General features: G+C 39.2%; 13 protein-coding genes and 2 tRNA genes. 5 read left to right on the plus strand and 10 right to left on the minus strand.

Translation table 11 applies throughout. The features are described 5' to 3' along the window. The first annotated feature begins 93 nt into the window (after positions 1-93). Both WC222_03530 and WC222_03535 read left to right on the plus strand, forming a co-directional pair. Positions 94-5,025: a hypothetical protein gene (locus tag WC222_03530; GenBank protein MFA6915443.1), complete on the plus strand. Its 4,932-nt coding sequence runs from the start codon at positions 94-96 to the stop codon at positions 5,023-5,025. Positions 5,026-5,034: 9 nt separating this feature from the next. Continuing rightward, positions 5,035-5,754, plus strand: coding sequence for a hypothetical protein (locus WC222_03535; protein MFA6915444.1), 720 nt, complete (start codon positions 5,035-5,037; stop codon positions 5,752-5,754). Positions 5,755-5,797: 43 nt separating this feature from the next. On the opposite strand, the gene WC222_03540 is transcribed toward WC222_03535, so the two are convergent. From WC222_03540 to WC222_03550, 3 genes are read right to left on the minus strand one after another with little or no spacing between them, the layout of a single operon-like run. Next, positions 5,798-6,913 (minus strand): CDP-glycerol glycerophosphotransferase family protein, encoded by a 1,116-nt coding sequence (locus WC222_03540; GenBank protein MFA6915445.1) that lies wholly within the window; start codon positions 6,911-6,913, stop codon positions 5,798-5,800. Beyond that, positions 6,913-7,980 carry a protein arginine kinase gene (locus tag WC222_03545; GenBank protein MFA6915446.1) on the minus strand — a complete coding sequence of 356 codons (1,068 nt, stop codon included), beginning with the start codon at positions 7,978-7,980 and terminating at the stop codon, positions 6,913-6,915. The genes WC222_03540 and WC222_03545 overlap by 1 nt, the downstream gene beginning before the upstream one ends. Then, complete coding sequence (locus WC222_03550) at positions 7,970-8,539, minus strand: UvrB/UvrC motif-containing protein (protein ID MFA6915447.1); 570 nt, start codon at positions 8,537-8,539, stop codon at positions 7,970-7,972. The genes WC222_03545 and WC222_03550 overlap by 11 nt, the downstream gene beginning before the upstream one ends. Positions 8,540-8,710: 171 nt before the next feature. Between WC222_03550 and WC222_03555 the strand changes: the two genes are divergently transcribed. Next, positions 8,711-9,979 (plus strand): hypothetical protein, encoded by a 1,269-nt coding sequence (locus WC222_03555; protein ID MFA6915448.1) that lies wholly within the window; start codon positions 8,711-8,713, stop codon positions 9,977-9,979. A gap of 531 nt (positions 9,980-10,510) precedes the next feature. On the opposite strand, the gene WC222_03560 is transcribed toward WC222_03555, so the two are convergent. The 4 genes from WC222_03560 to WC222_03575 all read right to left on the minus strand — a co-directional run bounded on the left by WC222_03560 (position 10,511) and on the right by WC222_03575 (position 14,302). Then, the gene (locus WC222_03560; protein ID MFA6915449.1) at positions 10,511-10,963 is read right to left on the minus strand and encodes a cytochrome c; all 453 of its coding nucleotides are present in this window, start codon (positions 10,961-10,963) and stop codon (positions 10,511-10,513) included. Further along, a complete protein-coding gene (locus tag WC222_03565) occupies positions 10,953-12,503 on the minus strand; it encodes a hypothetical protein (GenBank protein ID MFA6915450.1) in 1,551 nt (516 codons plus the stop codon). Before WC222_03565 ends, WC222_03560 begins: the two co-directional genes overlap by 11 nt. Before the next feature lie 25 nt (positions 12,504-12,528). Beyond that, the gene (locus tag WC222_03570; GenBank protein MFA6915451.1) at positions 12,529-13,050 is read right to left on the minus strand and encodes a hypothetical protein; all 522 of its coding nucleotides are present in this window, start codon (positions 13,048-13,050) and stop codon (positions 12,529-12,531) included. A gap of 331 nt (positions 13,051-13,381) precedes the next feature. Continuing rightward, positions 13,382-14,302 (minus strand): alpha/beta hydrolase, encoded by a 921-nt coding sequence (locus tag WC222_03575; protein ID MFA6915452.1) that lies wholly within the window; start codon positions 14,300-14,302, stop codon positions 13,382-13,384. A 278-nt stretch (positions 14,303-14,580) separates the two neighbouring features. Here WC222_03575 and WC222_03580 point away from each other — a divergent pair, with 278 nt between their 5' ends. Together WC222_03580 and WC222_03585 are read left to right on the plus strand one after the other, a co-directional pair. Beyond that, positions 14,581-15,048: a helix-turn-helix domain-containing protein gene (locus WC222_03580; GenBank protein ID MFA6915453.1), complete on the plus strand. Its 468-nt coding sequence runs from the start codon at positions 14,581-14,583 to the stop codon at positions 15,046-15,048. Continuing rightward, the gene (locus tag WC222_03585; protein MFA6915454.1) at positions 15,041-16,000 is read left to right on the plus strand and encodes a mobile mystery protein B; all 960 of its coding nucleotides are present in this window, start codon (positions 15,041-15,043) and stop codon (positions 15,998-16,000) included. Before WC222_03580 ends, WC222_03585 begins: the two co-directional genes overlap by 8 nt. A gap of 203 nt (positions 16,001-16,203) precedes the next feature. Here the strand turns inward: WC222_03585 and WC222_03590 are convergent. The 3 genes from WC222_03590 to frr form a co-directional block, all read right to left on the minus strand. Next, a tRNA-Lys gene (locus tag WC222_03590) sits at positions 16,204-16,277 on the minus strand. Between the two features lie 8 nt (positions 16,278-16,285). Next, positions 16,286-16,360: transfer RNA gene (locus WC222_03595), tRNA-Glu, on the minus strand. Between the two features lie 81 nt (positions 16,361-16,441). Further along, entirely contained in the window at positions 16,442-16,993 is a 552-nt protein-coding gene (gene frr, locus WC222_03600) for a ribosome recycling factor (GenBank protein MFA6915455.1), read from the minus strand.

Consider the following 16,993-nt stretch of genomic DNA (forward strand, 5'->3'; position numbering starts at 1 on the left):
GCTACCCCTACATAGAAATTTCAAATAGTAATTTCTGTTAATAACAATTGATTAGATGAATTAACCTATGTGGGTTTTTTATTGAGGTTTGTCGTGTCAGGAGTAGATCCCCTTGTAGTATCTGTTAAGGAAGCGTATACGCATTTACATTCTTGTATTAGAGAAATTGATGCTGTTAGTACTACTTTGGAGCATAAAATAATTGAAGATAACAAAGAATTTGTACAAAAACTTAATTATCTTATCCGTGAGAAGAAGTTACTAAAAAATTATTGGGAATATATTACGTACGGATGTCCCATCAATCCTATTATCTTTGGTTTAATATTTCCGAGGAAAGAAGTAGTTGACGTACAAAACGAGATCTATCGCCTTCTAGAAGCATCTACAATCGATACATATCGAATATTTAAATTTCTTTTTAATGCGAAAATTTCACCTGCAGATAAATTAATGCTATTACTGCAGTTATTTAAGGAAAAATCATTTCAAATTTTGACGGAGGATAAAACCAAGGCTCTATGCAGCGTATTGGCATTTTTGTTAGATATCCCCGAACATAAGCAGTCCTTAAGAGTATATTTAGGAAAAGATTTCAAAAACTTGACACGTGGGATACGGGAAAATATATCCGTGTTTTTACTAGAATTATTAGAAGATGCCCACAGGCCTGCGTTAAAAGATTTACATTCGATGTTAGAATTGGAGTTTTCCGGAGTTAGACTAAGGATTTTAGATTGCTATCCTTTGAATAAAGAGATGTTTCAGATGAGCCTTTTGCTTGATCTGAAAGAAAGATCTTTAGAAATGTTAAAATACTTCATTAAGAGAGCTGTGAGAACTTCCGGTATAGAATGCAGTGATTTTCTTTCAAATAGCCTATTGAGCAAGCTGTATGAGAGGGAAAATCTGGAACACGCATTGATACTATGTAAATTTTTCAGAAAAATTAATGATATATTTGCTGAATATAAGTTAGTGAATTTCTCAAATCATGCCTGGAGCCTATTGGTTCGTCATTTATTGAGAGAAGAAGTTATACGAATACCTTATTCGACATTACCTAGCTCGAAAGGGTCAATGTTAGGGTATAGAAACAGTTTATATGAGGATGAGACAAAGCTTGTTGCATGTGTAAGGACACTTCCCGCATGCGTCCTAAGAAACGTATTTACACTGTCTTTGATACATCATAAAGCTAGAAATCTATCTATCTTATGGCCGTTTTTGGGGTTTGACGAAGCGGCAATCTTGCGTATGTATCATTCCTGTATTAGTAGAAAGTATTACTATGGTGCAATTTATCTTAGCAAAAGCTTACCCGAGCAAATCAATTTAAGAATAGTTGCTCTTCATTTGCTTTTAGAAGGGGTAAGTTTAGATAATAAATCGCTTGAGGGGACTAAGAGAGTAAATTTAGATAAAGATGTCGTTGTTCCTTTCGAAATATATAACATCTTCAATAGTAGTGACGGAGCCTATCTCCTTAGAAATATCGAACACTATTTGAGCTTAGTGAAATATGTATTCAATTGTCCCGGATTTAAGGAGAAGTTGAGAGCTTCACCTTTAGAGTTTTTGCCTTTGTCAAAGTGTGTCGGAAAGGAAGAAGTCTTTGGTTGTATCGATTTTTTTACGCAGTTGATTTCAGGAGTGACCTATTGTGCGGAGGAAGAAGGTAAACGGCAGCAAGCCCTTATAGAAGTATTAACAGCAATGCATTGCTTTATTTTGCGTAGAGAGTATGCAAGCATGCCTTCTGTCTTATTTGAAGTGATCAAGTCAGATTGCAGCCGTCTTGAGAAACTCAAGGCGTTAACTTGGATTTGTTCGCATTTGCCTATAGAAGAGAAGGAAGAGGTTGTCAATAGGACCGACTCACAAGATAAAACTGTGTTAAGCTACTTTGATGAGGTCAACATCGATACGAGTGAGGAGTGGAAGCAGCTTTTTAGTAACATACTGACAGAGATGCAAGGTGGTGTTACAACTTTCCTAAAGAACGGTTCCCCTGAATTAATATCAAGAGCCCTTAAGGCTCACTCTCCTCTTGCTAGCTTGCTTGATAGTGACCAGATGTTAAAGCTCATAAGATTTTGTATGCTTAGCGGAGACCTTCAGCTTTTAAAAGACCTTTTGCAGGGGAATAATTTTGACAGCCAGTTTATCAACGCTTGTATTTTTCTTTGTCTGGATGAGTTAGAATTAAATAGTTATATAAAATATTTTCTAAGGAAAAGTTTAAATACTCCCTTCTTCTGTTTTGACCTCGCTCTGGTCTCTCAATTGAAAAGTTATCCTGTAAATCTAATTTGTAAATTTTTACGGTATGCATTTTTGTTGCATGATTTTTCAGCACAAAAAATGCTTTTAGAAATTGGAGAGAAAAAAAAGCAGAAACAGTTTTACGAAGAGCTTAGAAGTTATTTCGGAATAAAACATCCCGATAAGAAGGTTCCCGGGTTGGAGATGTATTGGGGAGATATTTTTCTTTCTCTTAGGATTGTGCAGGGAGTTGAATTCATTCAGAAGGCAATTAAGACTTTCCCACGGTGTCTTTTACAGATTCTTTTACTTTGTGCTTGTTTGAAGCGTGATAGAGAGCTTTCAACCCTTCTTTTAGACCGGCTTAATTTTGCAGAGGATGCATTAATAAATCTTTTAGAGTTTATTAGCGTTGAGTCTCCAAAGCATTTTTTGGAACAAAGAAACCAGCAACAGCCTCCACAATTGAAGCAAAACCTCGCGGTAGATGTGATAGGCTTTGAGATGCATATCATTGCAAGATTAGCTTCAGGCATTCAGGCTACATTTCTATTGCAGGCAATGAATGAGTGGTTGAAGAACGAGTTTCTAAAAGGAATTGCGCAAAAACAATTTTCGGTTTTTCTTAAGGGTTCGATGGCGAATGTGTTTTTTCGTAATCCAAAATTATATCCTCAGCTTTGGAATGAGTTGGCCTATGTCAGCGGATTAGACCAAATATTTGGAAAAGAAGATTTATTTGTGGATGCATTGTTCGAGAATGCTTTGAGTGAAGGGGAAGCGGATTTATTGCGTATAGTTTTCGGATCAGTATCCGAAAATAAGCTAAAGCTTGTCTTGAATAATATTCCATTCACCGAGAACTCTTTAGGCTGGTTTAGTAAAGAGATCGCCAAAAATACAGAGAGGACTCTTCTCCTTATTCTTGAAGCATATAATAGTTTGAAATTACTGGATGACGGCATTCTAAGGCGCTTATTTGTGTGCGAATCTTTTTCAAAATACAAAGAGTTACGTCTGAAATTGTTCCTATTATGTTCAGAACCGCTAAAGAAAGAAATCGTCATCAATATTTACGGAGGTAATCAATTCATTCTTTTTGATGTGGTGCTAAACAATGATAATGAATTTGCAGAGGCTATACTTCCCTATATCAATGAAGATAATGTGGGAGGGTTAGCTGTCCGTTTGACCCCCCCCTCCACAATATTTGAGCATATCACTCATAAGAACCGCAGCATCTTCAAAAAAATAACACCTATATTTCCTTGGGAGACCCTTAGATGGCTTACTGCAAGTTGTGAAAGCCCGACCTTCTGTTATTTGGCGTCTATTGATAAACGCTATGTAAGCTTGGCTCCGGTAAGTAAGAAAGAAGATATTTTATATTTCTGTGTCTATTTGAATATTTCGGAGGCTTTAGACAATTTTGTGCAGGGCTGGGGTATAACGGAAGACCAAATCAAAGCACTTCTTCCCGTTGCATTAGAGATGGAAGACAATCCGGGTATTTTGCGCAGTCTTTTGCTTTGTAGCTTTTCCCATCACAACATTAAGGTGGAAGTACCTCTTGTAAATAAGTTATTGCATTTGCGAAGAGAGAAAGAAGTTTTGGATTGGATGCGGTTGAAGCTGCAAGGTGAGAGAGCCTTGGCCTATTTTCAATTCTTCAGGAAGAGGAATGATCTTTCCAAAATGCTGTTTGATGCTGCAAATGACAATATATTACAGTATGTACGTTCACTACCCTTAAATAGACAGGAGAAAAGAGAACTTCTGCCCTTCCTTGGTGTGAGAGCTATTATGCAGGAATCTGCTTCCCTCCCAAAGGGAATAAAGGCCACGGCTAGGGGAAAGTTAATTTATTTCCAAGGTCGTGAATTCTCGTTGAAAGAAGGCTTAGAGCATGTTTATTCTAATACAGTATTGCCCTTGCGCAAGCTGCAATTGGAAGAAGCTTCTGCAATGAATACTCTACGCGTAGAAGAGAAATTCGAAGAGTTAGAGGATTTCATTACGAAGATAACTTTTGTAGACATTGTGGCTGCCAATTTTTTAGTTAAACAGAGATTGATGCAGTTTTTGCCTTATCTTCCGCTGTCCAAGATGGCAATCCTTATTCCACATCTTGATAGTGTTCATTTTAATTATTGCTTGCAAGGGATGTCATTGAATCAACAGGCAGACTATCTTTACTTTGCTTCAGTTGAACAGAAAGAAGATTTCATATTGAAGTATGGGTTGAGACATAGATTTATAGATGCTTGGAATGCAGCTAAGGGTAATTTAAGTATTAAACTGATAAATCGCCAGGTCAAAGAATTAGAGGCTGCCTTTAAGCCGCATCTTCCCCTTTTAGCTTCTGAAATGCTATTAGACAGCGGTTTAATTAAATTGAAAAAAGCTCTTAAAAACGAAGAAACGTCCGGATTTATCAAAACCTATTTTAAGTGTTTTAAAAATGAAGTGAGAACGGCACTAAAAGAAGCCAAACAGATGCGTGATGCGATCAGTCAACTTTCTATCCGTATGCCGGATGAATATATTGATTTTATTACTGGCGAACCAATGAGCGATCCCGTTATTGTAACCGATATTTTGAAGAATATTTTTATTGTAAATAGATCAACGATACCGTTGTTATCCGGCAAGAATCCTAATGGGGGAACATCTTTTGATAAAGAGTGTTTTGTTCCGGACGTAAAACTAAAAAATAAGATTGATACTTGGAAAGCAAATCATCCTGATTACAATTATTAAGAGGGGACTATGTCATTATACATATCAAGATCGAGATGGGCTATTGACCGTGTTTTGAATGGAAGAGAGGGCAGCCGACTTGAACGGAATCTTGAATGGAGAGACAATGATTTAGATACAATGTTTTCCTGCTTTAAAAGAAACATTAAAGCGCGCGTTTCTTTCGCTGTACACGGTATTGTAGGTACAGGTGCTTCTGTTATTTCTCGTGTTCCAAAAGTCCTGGAAAATGCAGCAATCACTGTCCTTACTCTAAAGTCTAGTTATTTCTATGCTACGGGAAGGCAATTGAAGGGAATTTTTGCGGACATTTTAGTCGGAAGTATTTTCACTCTTTCCGGAGTATTGGCTCCTCACACTACTGTAAAACATGTTACTTTAAGCTATCATAGCGATGATAGTAAACAGCAGGACTACTTTATTAAAAATAATGCCTATATAACTCGCTTTATCGATTTTTTAAGTGTGAAGGATAGTAAGAAATCCTTGGTTCTTTCTCCAGTACGAGCCCATTTCATAAGTCCCATACGCGGTTTAAGCCGTGCTTTGCAGGCGTTAGTAAAAGGTATCTACTTCTTAGCTACGGCACTTTTTAATGCTAAGCCCATCGGAAGTGTTTACAAAGGCTTAGAAAAGGTGGTTATACAGACTCCTCTCTATGTGTTAGCAGGTTTTGTAGGGTTTGTATTTTCCAGTGTCCATAGCAATTTGAATATAAGGAGGGGATAGTCGGTACCTTCAGATTTAAACCCATTTGCAAGTTCGGCTTTGTTTAAATAAGTTGGGTTTTAATTAAAGCGCTGATTTCGTTACGTATTTGTGCAAATGCGCGTTCCGTTCCAAAAGTGTAATCCCACAGAGCTATTCTGGCAGGTTCGTAAGTGACCTGATCTGTCGAAAGGTTTTTTTCTATGATGGAATAAAGCTGGGGATAGTTTTCAGGGAGAATATTTGTTCCCGTTTTAAATAGAGTGGCATTGCGGTCTGTATGGGGGTCTAGCCGGAATTTATTTAGGAAGAACATCGGTTTGTTGAAAGCGAGGAAGTCGTATCCAACGGAAGAATTATCTCCGATGTAAATATCTGCGGCATTTAAAAGGGGAAATACAACCGGAAAATTTTCGATAAAAACAATATTCGGCTTATTGGAATATTTCCCAATTAAATGATGATAGAGGGGAGCCATATTGTTATCGGGATCTGAGTGTAGTTCTAACCGCGGATGTAATTTAACGAGAATATTCATCTCGGCTGGAAGATTGTCGAGCATAGTTTCGCATACATCGAAAAATGTGCTTGCATCTTGGATATCCATCCAGGTGGGGGCGTAAATGGCAGTAAGCTGTTTGCGGGCAAATTGAGAAGTAAACTTATCCTGTGCGATTTGATCGTAGAATGCCTTATTCTGTTTGTAATAGGTATAGCGGTAGTTGCCTGTGATAACGTAATCTTTTAGGAGGTGATCCACATGGAAATCCTTAAAGGTGTCCAGTAGGTTCCTTCCATAAACCAGCTTAATATCTTCATAAATAGCATTTTTGAAGTAGTAGCTTTTATCAGAGTAGCCATGGGGGCAGAACACACGCCGCATGCGTTTGTTATATTCTATTTCCAATTCGCGGAAGGTATTTTCAAATTTTGCTTGTGGCCAGATATCTGAAATGAACAGGACGTCATATAGCTGGATCATTTCTTCGGGGCCGAAAGATCCGTAGGGTTGCGTTTGGATATTTACGTTAGGATATAAGGGTGTGCAGAGCTCAGTATCGCTGTCGCTTAAGAATAATAGCGGGATATCCATGATGAAGGCGATGGGAGCTAAGTGGTCTGCATTGTGGATTTGCTGATCGCCTACAAATGCAACTCCTTTGATTGCTGAGGTAGTCATTAGATCCCTAGCGTGATTTTAGTAAGGGCTTTATGAATGTGCTCTGCACGTTTATGCGAGAGTTCCTCCGGTAGGATGGAACTGCTGATTTTGCCTAGGAGGTGAGCACGGCGGCACGAGAAAAAGAGGTGGTTCAATTCTGCTGTGGTAATTCCACTGATCCATCCTAAATCGACCCCTAGTTTAAGTAAGCTGATATTGTTTAAAGCCTCAATGGTTTCAATCTGGTAGGAGTGGACTAGAACGGCGTAAGCACGGGCGACGTGGTCTTTAATTTCCGGTTTATCCTGTTCTTTTAGCTTTAAGCGTATGGCGTTTTCTTGGACCTGTACTTTGGTGATGGCGCTGCGGATTGTGCTAAGGATATTGTCTTCAGTGATGCCTAAGGTATAATTGTTTTGGATGACGATGACATCTCCGATGATTTCTGTGGGGCTGCCTTGAATGCCCGTTACGATGAGCTGGTCGTCTTGCAGCTTTCTGATGAGAGGTTCTAGCTCGTTGGTCTGCGCTAAGGCAGGGAGTTGAAGGAAGGCTGATACATTGAAGCCTGTTCCGCATTGATGAGGGTCTGCGGTGAGGAAGCCGAATTTCGGCGAAAAGGCATAACCAAGGTCTTCACCTAGAGTGGATTCGATTTTGACGAGGGTATTCCATGCCTTTTCAAGGTCATTTTCTGTATCGAGCTGAGTAAAATGGATGTGGTTATTGAGGTTGAACGAGGCGATAAATGTTCCTGTATTGTCGACGACAAATCCTTCGCCGACATGAGCATGCTGAAAGGACTGCAAACTAAGGAAATGCTCCATCAGGTATTCTTTATCCAGGGGGGAGATCTCATCTCCTTTGAGCAGCACAGCTTGGTCTAGGGCTCCTGAGTCTGTCAGACCTTTGGAAGTTATAGATACAACTTGCTGACGTCTATCAGGCGTCATTTTTCCGGGGAATTTAAATTTTTCTATATTGCGCTGCAACGAGAGCGACGTAGCAAGAAGTACGGTGTTTTGATTGTGGTCCCACGGAGAAACCAGCTTGGCTACAGAGGGGGCTAATTCGTTATTGGACATTATCATTCCCTTTTTTCTCGGTCAAATCGCGTATTTGGTCTCTTAAGAGCGCTGCTTGTTCATAATCTTCGCGGGCAAGGGTTTCGTTCAAAGCTTCATTTAGTGCCACAATACGGACCGATAGGCTCATTTCCTTGCTTTCACCGGGTGCGCGACCAATGTGCAGCATTTGGGTGCGTTTGCTGGATGTAAGTTTAGGCGGGATGGATTGTGCGCGGTAGAGCTCGTCAATGATCACGTTTTCGAATACTTCGTAGCAGCTGCTGCATCCGACGAGCGTACCGATACGGATAGCTTCCAGGGTTGTTCCGCAGTTGCCGCAAGCTAGACCGGTTCCGCCTTCCAGAGGGGTGGCGTAGGCTGCGCCTTTGTTTCCACGGAGTCGTTTTTCCAATTCGGGACATTCAGAGCACATGCTGATGGAAGAGAGGACGTCTCCGATGACTTCCGTATAGCGGACCCGTATGGCGCGCCGGCATTCGCTGCACTCGAGAGGTCTTTCGGGTGTGTTTTTCAGGATATCTTCGGGCTGTTGTTCAGAAGGAGGTTTTTCTGTCATGGCGGCTACTCTGTAGATGTAGTCGCATGTTAGGTCAAAGAAAAAATTATGTAAATGCTAACCACACTAGATTTTCAAGAGGGGCTGTTATTTGGAGTATTATGATTTATAAAATCTTAATATTAATATTTTAAAATAATGCATTATTATTGAAAAAATGGTGTTTAATTAATGAATCCATTAAGTAAAACTTTATCTAGTTATATAGAATTAGGTGAAAACGGGTCCTTTCTTGCGGGCAAAGATTCCATGGGACAAGTAGGCTGTATCGAAAGGTTTTTTCGCTCCCTTGGATATAAGGTGTGGTTATGTGAAAGTACTGCACAAAAATGTATCAGCCGTTCTTTTACAGTTTTATTAGATGAAATGAAGCTTTTACCAGAGAACAGTGTGCCGACTCAGCTTTTTATCACACATCTTCGTAAAGACTTGGATGCTGTAGAAGTCAGGGATAAGCTAAGGACGTTAGCCAATAGTCCGGAATGTAAAAGAGATCTTCAAGAAATTATCAAAATTGCTACGCGATTATGCAGACTCCATTTAAAAGAAGGACGAGTGGAAGAATGCAATGAGCATTATGCTAAGATGTCCATCCTTGGGAATTCAAACCTTAAACTTAGGGCAAATCCTGCCAGGCCGGTAAGGTCTTATCCGATTAGAGAAGAAGTCAAAACAGCCTATGTGAATTCGTTAGAGGAAAAATATAAGGGCATCGCCCGTAAAGCGATGGACAATATCCAGCATTTTACTATGGATCAATTAGATACTCATCTAGAAATATGCGTAGGCAAGCTTAATGACCGCTTGTTAGAACTAGGAATGCCTTCGTATGCTGTAGGAGTATCGGAAAATAAAAGCTCCCATTGGTGTGCAGAATTAGCCTCTCCGCATTTAAACTATGCGCCTACTTCCGGACTTTCGGTTGATGGTGGCGGAGTAATTATTGGAGTGGGAGCCCCTACAGCTTGTTGGGGAAATATGAAAAAAATGAAGGAGGATGTTTTAGTATTATTGGAAGATGCTAGTTACAGTGGAAGACAGCTAAATTCCTATATTCAAACTTTCAGACTTTTGGTAGAAAAGCCGTTAAAAATCATAGTTGTCGTTCCGTTCATGTCAACCTATGCTTACGATATATTAAACCGCAACATTCAATATGATCAAAAAGAGGACGCAGAACGAGGAATAAGTGTTGAAATCATCACATCAGAAGTGCGTGTAAAGGCTTTGAAGGAAGTCTTTGTGCCGAACAGTCAAGAGAGAATTGATTTTGGGCGGCATCTTTCCCCCTCTTTTATTGAAATCGAATGTGGTTTTGCTTATTGCGATTGGCATTTTCCTGACGATACCTCATTCCCTGGTGAATTAGGTAAAGTAGGTACGGAAGATTTCTTAGGAGAACAGCGTGCAGTCCCTATTCCGTACAAGATGCAAGCATAAGACTCGATTGTTAGAATACTTTAAAGAATGTTTAATCTTGAATCGTAAGATCCGGCAAGATTGTGGGTAGAGGTATGACTGACTCTACGTTGGCCAAAAAAGATTTATGAACGGTGAAATACCATGAGTAATGACACCACCTAAATCTCCAGTAATAGAGATTAGTATAAACAGAATGAAGCTGAAGAGAAAATTCAATTTCATTTTTTTATGTAAATGTTTTTTTGATAGATGAAAGCGCCATAAACAAAATATTAGTGCAAAAAGAAATGAGATAACAGCCATCCATTGATGCCAAAATACTTCCTCTACTGAATAGGAAAAAGAGGTAATAAAGCCTGTTGCAATTGTGGGAATAAAAAATATTATTGTTAGCAACAGAACAAAATCACCGAATTTTTCAAATTCATATTTTCCAAAAACGACCATGATATCACAGATGAAAAGGAGAGAAGTTAAAACGATAGGAAAGTGCACGAATACAGGATGAAATTTGCCGAAAAGTAGTTCTATTGTCATAAATTTAATTTCTTAGTTCATCTGTCCGTATTTTCTTAAAACTTCAATAATATTAGCTTTTTCGCTTTCTTGTTGAGCGGGGGGCAGTGCCAGAACCTGCTGATCCAGTTTTATTTTACGCCTCGTTGCAGAATCATAGACAAGATAATCGTAAATAAGTTCTTGGTCCGTACCTGAAATATTGGCATTTTTCAAAGCGGCCATTCTAGAGATAGTATCCCTCCAATCGCTAGGCAAAATGTCCTTTGCATAGTTCGATTTAGAAAGAGAATGACATGAGCTGCACTTCTGAACGTACAAAGATTTAAGGTCTCTGATATTGCCTGTATTCTGACCAGCCATTAAATAAATGGGAATTCTTGTTCTGTCATTGCTTTCATCATAGTGTTGACCTTGGACAAATGCTTGAAAAATGCAGAGAAAATGCGTAAATAGCAGTGTATTCTTAAAAATTTTAATAGCCATACGCCACCTGTATTGTATAGCGGTTATCGCAGTTTGTTCGACCAGTGTTTATATCATAGGCATTTTTAATAACTAGCTTATTAGTTGCATAATAATTGAAACCTAATGATAAGCGTCTTGTATTAATATCAAGACTCTGTCTGTCCACTTCAGCATAACGTATTACAGCTTCGTAACTATTATAGCATTCGCAACCAAGAAATCCGAACAATGTACTTGCTTGAATCCAGAACCCTTTGTCAACGACATTCCTATAGAATGGGGAATCTCCCTCTTCTTCAGGAAGGATAATTTGGTTCCTTTTTGTCCAAATATATTCTCCCATCACTCTAAAATACGGATTAAAGTTCCAATTTAAATCCAAAACTAATGCGTTCCAATAAAGGTGCCTTTTGGTCGTAAAATCATCGGCCAGACTATTGCTTGACCACTGTCCACGCATGCCGGAAATACCTATTTCTCGAAAAGGTAGGGGACGAAAAGCCATTCGCGTACCAAAGGCTAAGTTACGGTTATTATCCTCAAAATTACAACCAAGGACTAAGTCTCCATCAACTTCACTGGGTCCATTGCTAATCCAAAAATCATAAGTAACGACGGCTGGTATACAATCACACGAGAAATACAAATTAAGCGGACGCGCTCCTCGTACATCCAAGCCAATTTCACTTTTTGGTATCAATGACAGATCCTCAGGATCGTAAGGAAGAGGCAAAAAGGGCAGCTTGTTTATCCATTCGGAATGCATTTTTTCCCATACAATACCTAAAGGCGTTAAAAACTTACCTACACGGATGGTCCAGCAATCATTTAAGATGTAATCAATAGTAGCATATTCTAGCTCTATCTCGGTGGAACAATCTTCTCCTAGACCTATTTCAAGCTCCATTTCGAACAAAATGAAATCAGAATATCTCCATAGAAACAAAGGAGTTAAGCCGGTTTCAAAAGTACCATTGTGACGGTGAAGCATTGTGTAGTTTGTAAAAGCAGAACCTTTAATTAAAAAATTTGAAAGCGCTTCACTTTCTTCGCTAGGCTGTGTAGATAACACTTCAATCGTTTCTTGCAGAGCAACAATCTCTTGTTCCAAAGCTTGCAAGCTTTCTTGTATCTGTTCAGCTTCAACATCTCGTGACAGGCTTCTATTGGCAGCAATAGACTTATCGCAATCTCCAAAACCGTCGCATGATCCTATAATTTTAGAATTTTTTATTACTGGATACCTTTCTTCAATTTTCTCTTCAATATTTGGTGGAGGCTGGGATTCTAGAGTGATTACTTTTTTGATGTTATTGTCTTTTGGTTGATCATCGGGAGGTGAGAATTGCTTTGATTCTTCATCGAAAGGGTCAGATGGAGAATCAGCACTTAGATCGACAATATAAGCATCTTGATTATTTTGGTTTCCGTATCCTTCGTCAATCCATAAAATTTGATTATTATCAAATTTTTCCTGCTGAATTTCCTGCTTATTATCGGCTTGCAGGAGAGCAAATGAGAAAAGGAGTAGGCCTCCCATCATAGGTAATGTACGCATCTTGAGTCAGTTTGTTAAAGTAAATCTATTTTTCTCCCAAAACCAGTTCCAAGCTGCGGTAATCATCCGCAGTAAGAGGAAGTCTGACTCTATGAAACAATAAAGTCGTCCTCCATTGTGCCGGAGTCAGTTCGTTTTGAAGTCTAAGCCTGTGCATGGCGCTGCCATATTCGCTATAAAGCTCGCTTCCAATTTTTTTTTGTTCTTTCAGTACAGTTTTAGAGTAAGTTCTCGATTGTTTTTGTCTTTCGTTTTGACCTACCTCTGCCATTGATGGGCTTGAAGGATAACCTTGCGAATACCCATTTTGGGAAGTTAAGTTAGAAGAGGTGTTAGATTGATTATTAGTTGTGGATGTATTGTGGGTAGAAGGTGGGATATCAGGAGAGGAAGTTTCCCAAGAAGCGTTATATCCAGATGTTGACGTAGTTGAAGCCTTTGTATTATTATTTGAAGGCGTTTCCCAGGATGCCTGGTAAGAATATAAAGAGAAACAACTGAGAAATAAATAACCAGAAACAAATCTTAAAATGATGTGAGAAAACATATTTACCTGGTTTCGTTTCATGACAAACATGTATAAAAAATTATATAAATAATGTAAATGTTGATTTTTTTCGTGTCTGGGTAAGCTTGCCTTTCTGCCAGCCCCTTCAATCCCGGGAATCAATTCCAATTTCGGAGCCAGAACAACACAATATGGGTGAAAAGGGACGTCCACAAGAATATTCAGACGATGTTATTCTTTGAGGTCTTCTAATACGAACTGTTTATCATTTACCTCTTAGAGCTTAGGATGTGACAAATGCTATTTTTATTTAACTCTTTTTTTGAATTAGAAATTTTATTCACCACGCAAATCATCGAAGAACCTTATTTTATAGAAATGCGTTCTTAAGAGCAGTTGTAGCAATATCAAGAGATTCTTTAGCTTGTGAAGAAGCACGTGCTCCATGACCGGCCAAATGTCCAATTCCTGTCTGACAATGAATAAAAGTAGGCACGCCTGATTCTTTTAGTCTTACAGCGAAGAGCTCGCCATCTAGCCTTAATTCATCCTTTTCAGCAAGTAACATTAATGTAGGGGGTAAATTACGTAAATCACTAGCATTAAGGGGTGAAACGTAAGCATTATTAGCTTCTTCTGAATTTGACAAATACTGGTTAGCTTGCCATCTTAATATATCTAGGCAATCGTTTTGGCGATCAATTGTGCCATTACATCGCAAGTCTGGAGCCGGATTGATGAGCACTTGTAAATCAATTTTCGGTCCTTGCTGATCTCTTACCATTATGCAGAGAGCAGCCGCCATATTGCCTCCTGCGCTATCACCCACAACAGCTAATTTTGAGGAATTGGCTGAGAATTCATTTGCATGACTAATTATCCAAGTTAAAGCATCTAAGCTTTGCTGTAGCTGCAGAGGAAATTTTCCTTCGGGCGCATTCATATACCCTACTGAAACTACGACAGCTTCAACTTGTGAGCATAAATACCTTGCCAAATTGTCGTGAGTATCAAGATTACCTGCTACCCAAGCTCCCCCATGTATTAAAAGAACAATTGGAAGATCTTTCTTCTTATTGGGTAAATAAATACGCATTGGAGTAGATCTTGAATCATTTACTATAATTCGATTTTCTATAGCCCAAACTGTAGGTATAGGTGCTTCGATATTCATAATTCCCTGATTGATTCTCTCGCGAACTTCCAATGGCGTCATGTCCCACCAGGAAAGGGCAAAGGCGTCCTGCATGCAAAATACTCCTAAACAAATACTAAAAATGAGAAATCTCATTATTTTCTTCCTACAGTTGAGCAGATATAGCGATCATTATGGGTTAGATTACCAAACCCCGAAGAAGTAATCTATGAACCTAAAAAATACCCAGGAATTCCAATAAATAAATATTTCATTTTGAGGGTATTTATTTATTGGAATGCTTCAAATCAGCTCCTTATCTCGTAATATACAGCTTTTGTGATATATTTTACATGAATTTATATGCCAAATAGGCATATTTTATATTAAAATTTATGTCGTATACGCTATCATATAAAATATGAGGTAAACTTATGAAATCCTATTCTGCTTCAGAAAAGCTTCTTATTGAAGAAATTATGCAAGCTGCTCAAAAAACAAAGGTTGCAGTTAGAGGTCTTACGATTGGAGCTCTTATTAAATCTATTCGTATACAGTTAGGGATGTCGCAGAAGGCATTGGCAAAGCGAGCTGGAGTTCCCCAGTCTACAATCTCCCGCATTGAACAAGGGGAAAGAGATGCCAATCTGTCAACATTGAACAAAATTTTAGGCGCAATTTCATGTGATCTTGTGATTGTTCCTCTTCTACAAGATTCGGTAGGTGCTATTCGGCGTAAGCAAGCAAGAAAAATGGCTGAAAAGCAGGTACGCTACCTTAAAGGAACAATGAATTTAGAAGACCAACAACCTGACTCAAGGTTTATTGCAGAACTAATAAAACAAGAAGAAGAAGGGCTTCTGCAAGGACCAAATTCTAAACTATGGGATGAAAATGCCTGAACGTTTTGAATTTCCAGTAGGAGCCACTTCAATAGGTGATTGCAGTGGGCTCATCCCTGTTTGGGTTCAGGATTTAAATGATCTCAATAGAGTGGAAGCGGAAAATATCATGAATGCACAAAGAAAATATCTGCGAGGAGTAGTTGGCGATCCAAAAAGCTGGTTTCAAGTGAAGGAATTAAAAGCCATTCATCAAGTTATGTTTGGAGATGTATGGGAGTGGGCTGGAGTATACAGAAAATCTATAACATCCATAGGTATCAATCCCAGTTTGATACCTACACAGCTTGCAGAGCTTTGTCTAGAAGTTTCCTCCTGGTCGCAATATCCTGTTGAACTTACCATTTTGGAGATGGCTGCAAGGGTTCATCATCGCTTAGTTTTTATTCATCCTTTTGAGAATGGTAATGGGCGCTTTTCGCGCTTAATCGCCGATCGTTTTCTTCTTGCTTTCAGATGTCAATATCCCATATGGCCAAGTCTTTTGAATCAAGAAGGTGTTGTACGCAAAGACTATATTAAAACACTTAAGAGCGCTGACAAAGGTGATTATGTGCCTTTAGTTGATTTTATGAAGATGCTAGGAGCGAGCGACCCGAATCTTAGCGAGCTGATTAAGAATAGCTTCTACCGAACATACATACAGGGAGAAAAGGGATATGCTATCGTGAAAGCCTTGTTAAGAAATGGAAGCAATCCAAATGATGAAACTTTAAACGGGCATAGAGTTCTACAATTAGCTGTAAAAGCTGGTTTAAATGAGATCGTTAAGCTTTTAGTAACTTTTGGCGCTGATATTGACACCAAAGATAAGAGCGGTTTGACCCCTTTTCAAATGGCGGTCTTGCAAGAAAATATAACTCTTGCTGATTTCTTTTTGTCAAAGGGAGCAAAGAAACAACCACCTATAGGCGTAGGCTATGAGAAATATTACAAATTATACCGTGAGTAAACTCTATTTAAAAAAATATGAAAGATGTAAGCGATATTCTTGCTAAGCGATTAAATATTTGTCTTATTAACAAATGAAAAATGTTACCCTTCGCAGCATAAAGGAGTATTATTATGAACCTTATGCGATGTTGGGGAGTTATCGTGTTTGAAGATTGAGTAAAACAAGGGACAATGATGAGTTCATTGTCCCTAAGAAAAAATTGGGTCTTGGCGGACTCGAACCGACGACCCCCTCATTAAAAGTGAGGTGCTCTAACCAACTGAGCTAAAGACCCAATATGAATGACCCCAAGGGGATTCGAACCCCTGTTATCGGAATGAAAATCCGGTGTCCTAGGCCGGGCTAGACGATGGGGCCATATCTAGGGGACACTTGCTCTCGCAGTATCCCTCAGAAAGGATGGCTCAAATATACAGAGTGCTCTGATTTTTTCGCAAGCTATATCTTAGAAACTTCTTGTTCTTTAGAGTCACATAGCTCTTTAGCTACTTTAGAGTACTTATCTGTAAGAATTTGAACTTCTTTTTCCAGCTTATTTGCTGAATCTTCCGGCAGCTTTTTATCGTCTTTATCTTTACGGATGGCCTTATTTGCTGCTTGTCTTTCTCCACGGATAACAACAAGAGTTTGCTCTGTGTATTCGTGGCAAGTTTTGATCATTTTTTTACGCAGGTTGTCGTCCATCGGGGGGATATTGATGCGGATAATATGTCCGTCGATGTGCGGCATGTAGCCTAGGTTGCTTTCCTGAATAGCTTTTGCTATGGGTTGGGTGGATGTCTGGTCATAGGGAGAGATCAGCAGCTGGCGCGCTTCCGGTGCTGTAATCCCTGCGATATCATGGAGACGCATTTCAGCGCCGTAGATATTGACCTTAACGTTGGACACCATGACGGGGTTAGCGCGTCCGGTGCGGATGCTGTGCAGTTCGTTTCTAAGATGTTCGATAGCTGCTAGCATACGGGTTTCTGTTTGTTCTTTAATACCCAT

The organism is Parachlamydiales bacterium (assembly GCA_041671045.1).
Taxonomy (GTDB): domain Bacteria; phylum Chlamydiota; class Chlamydiia; order Chlamydiales; family JABDDJ01; genus JABDDJ01.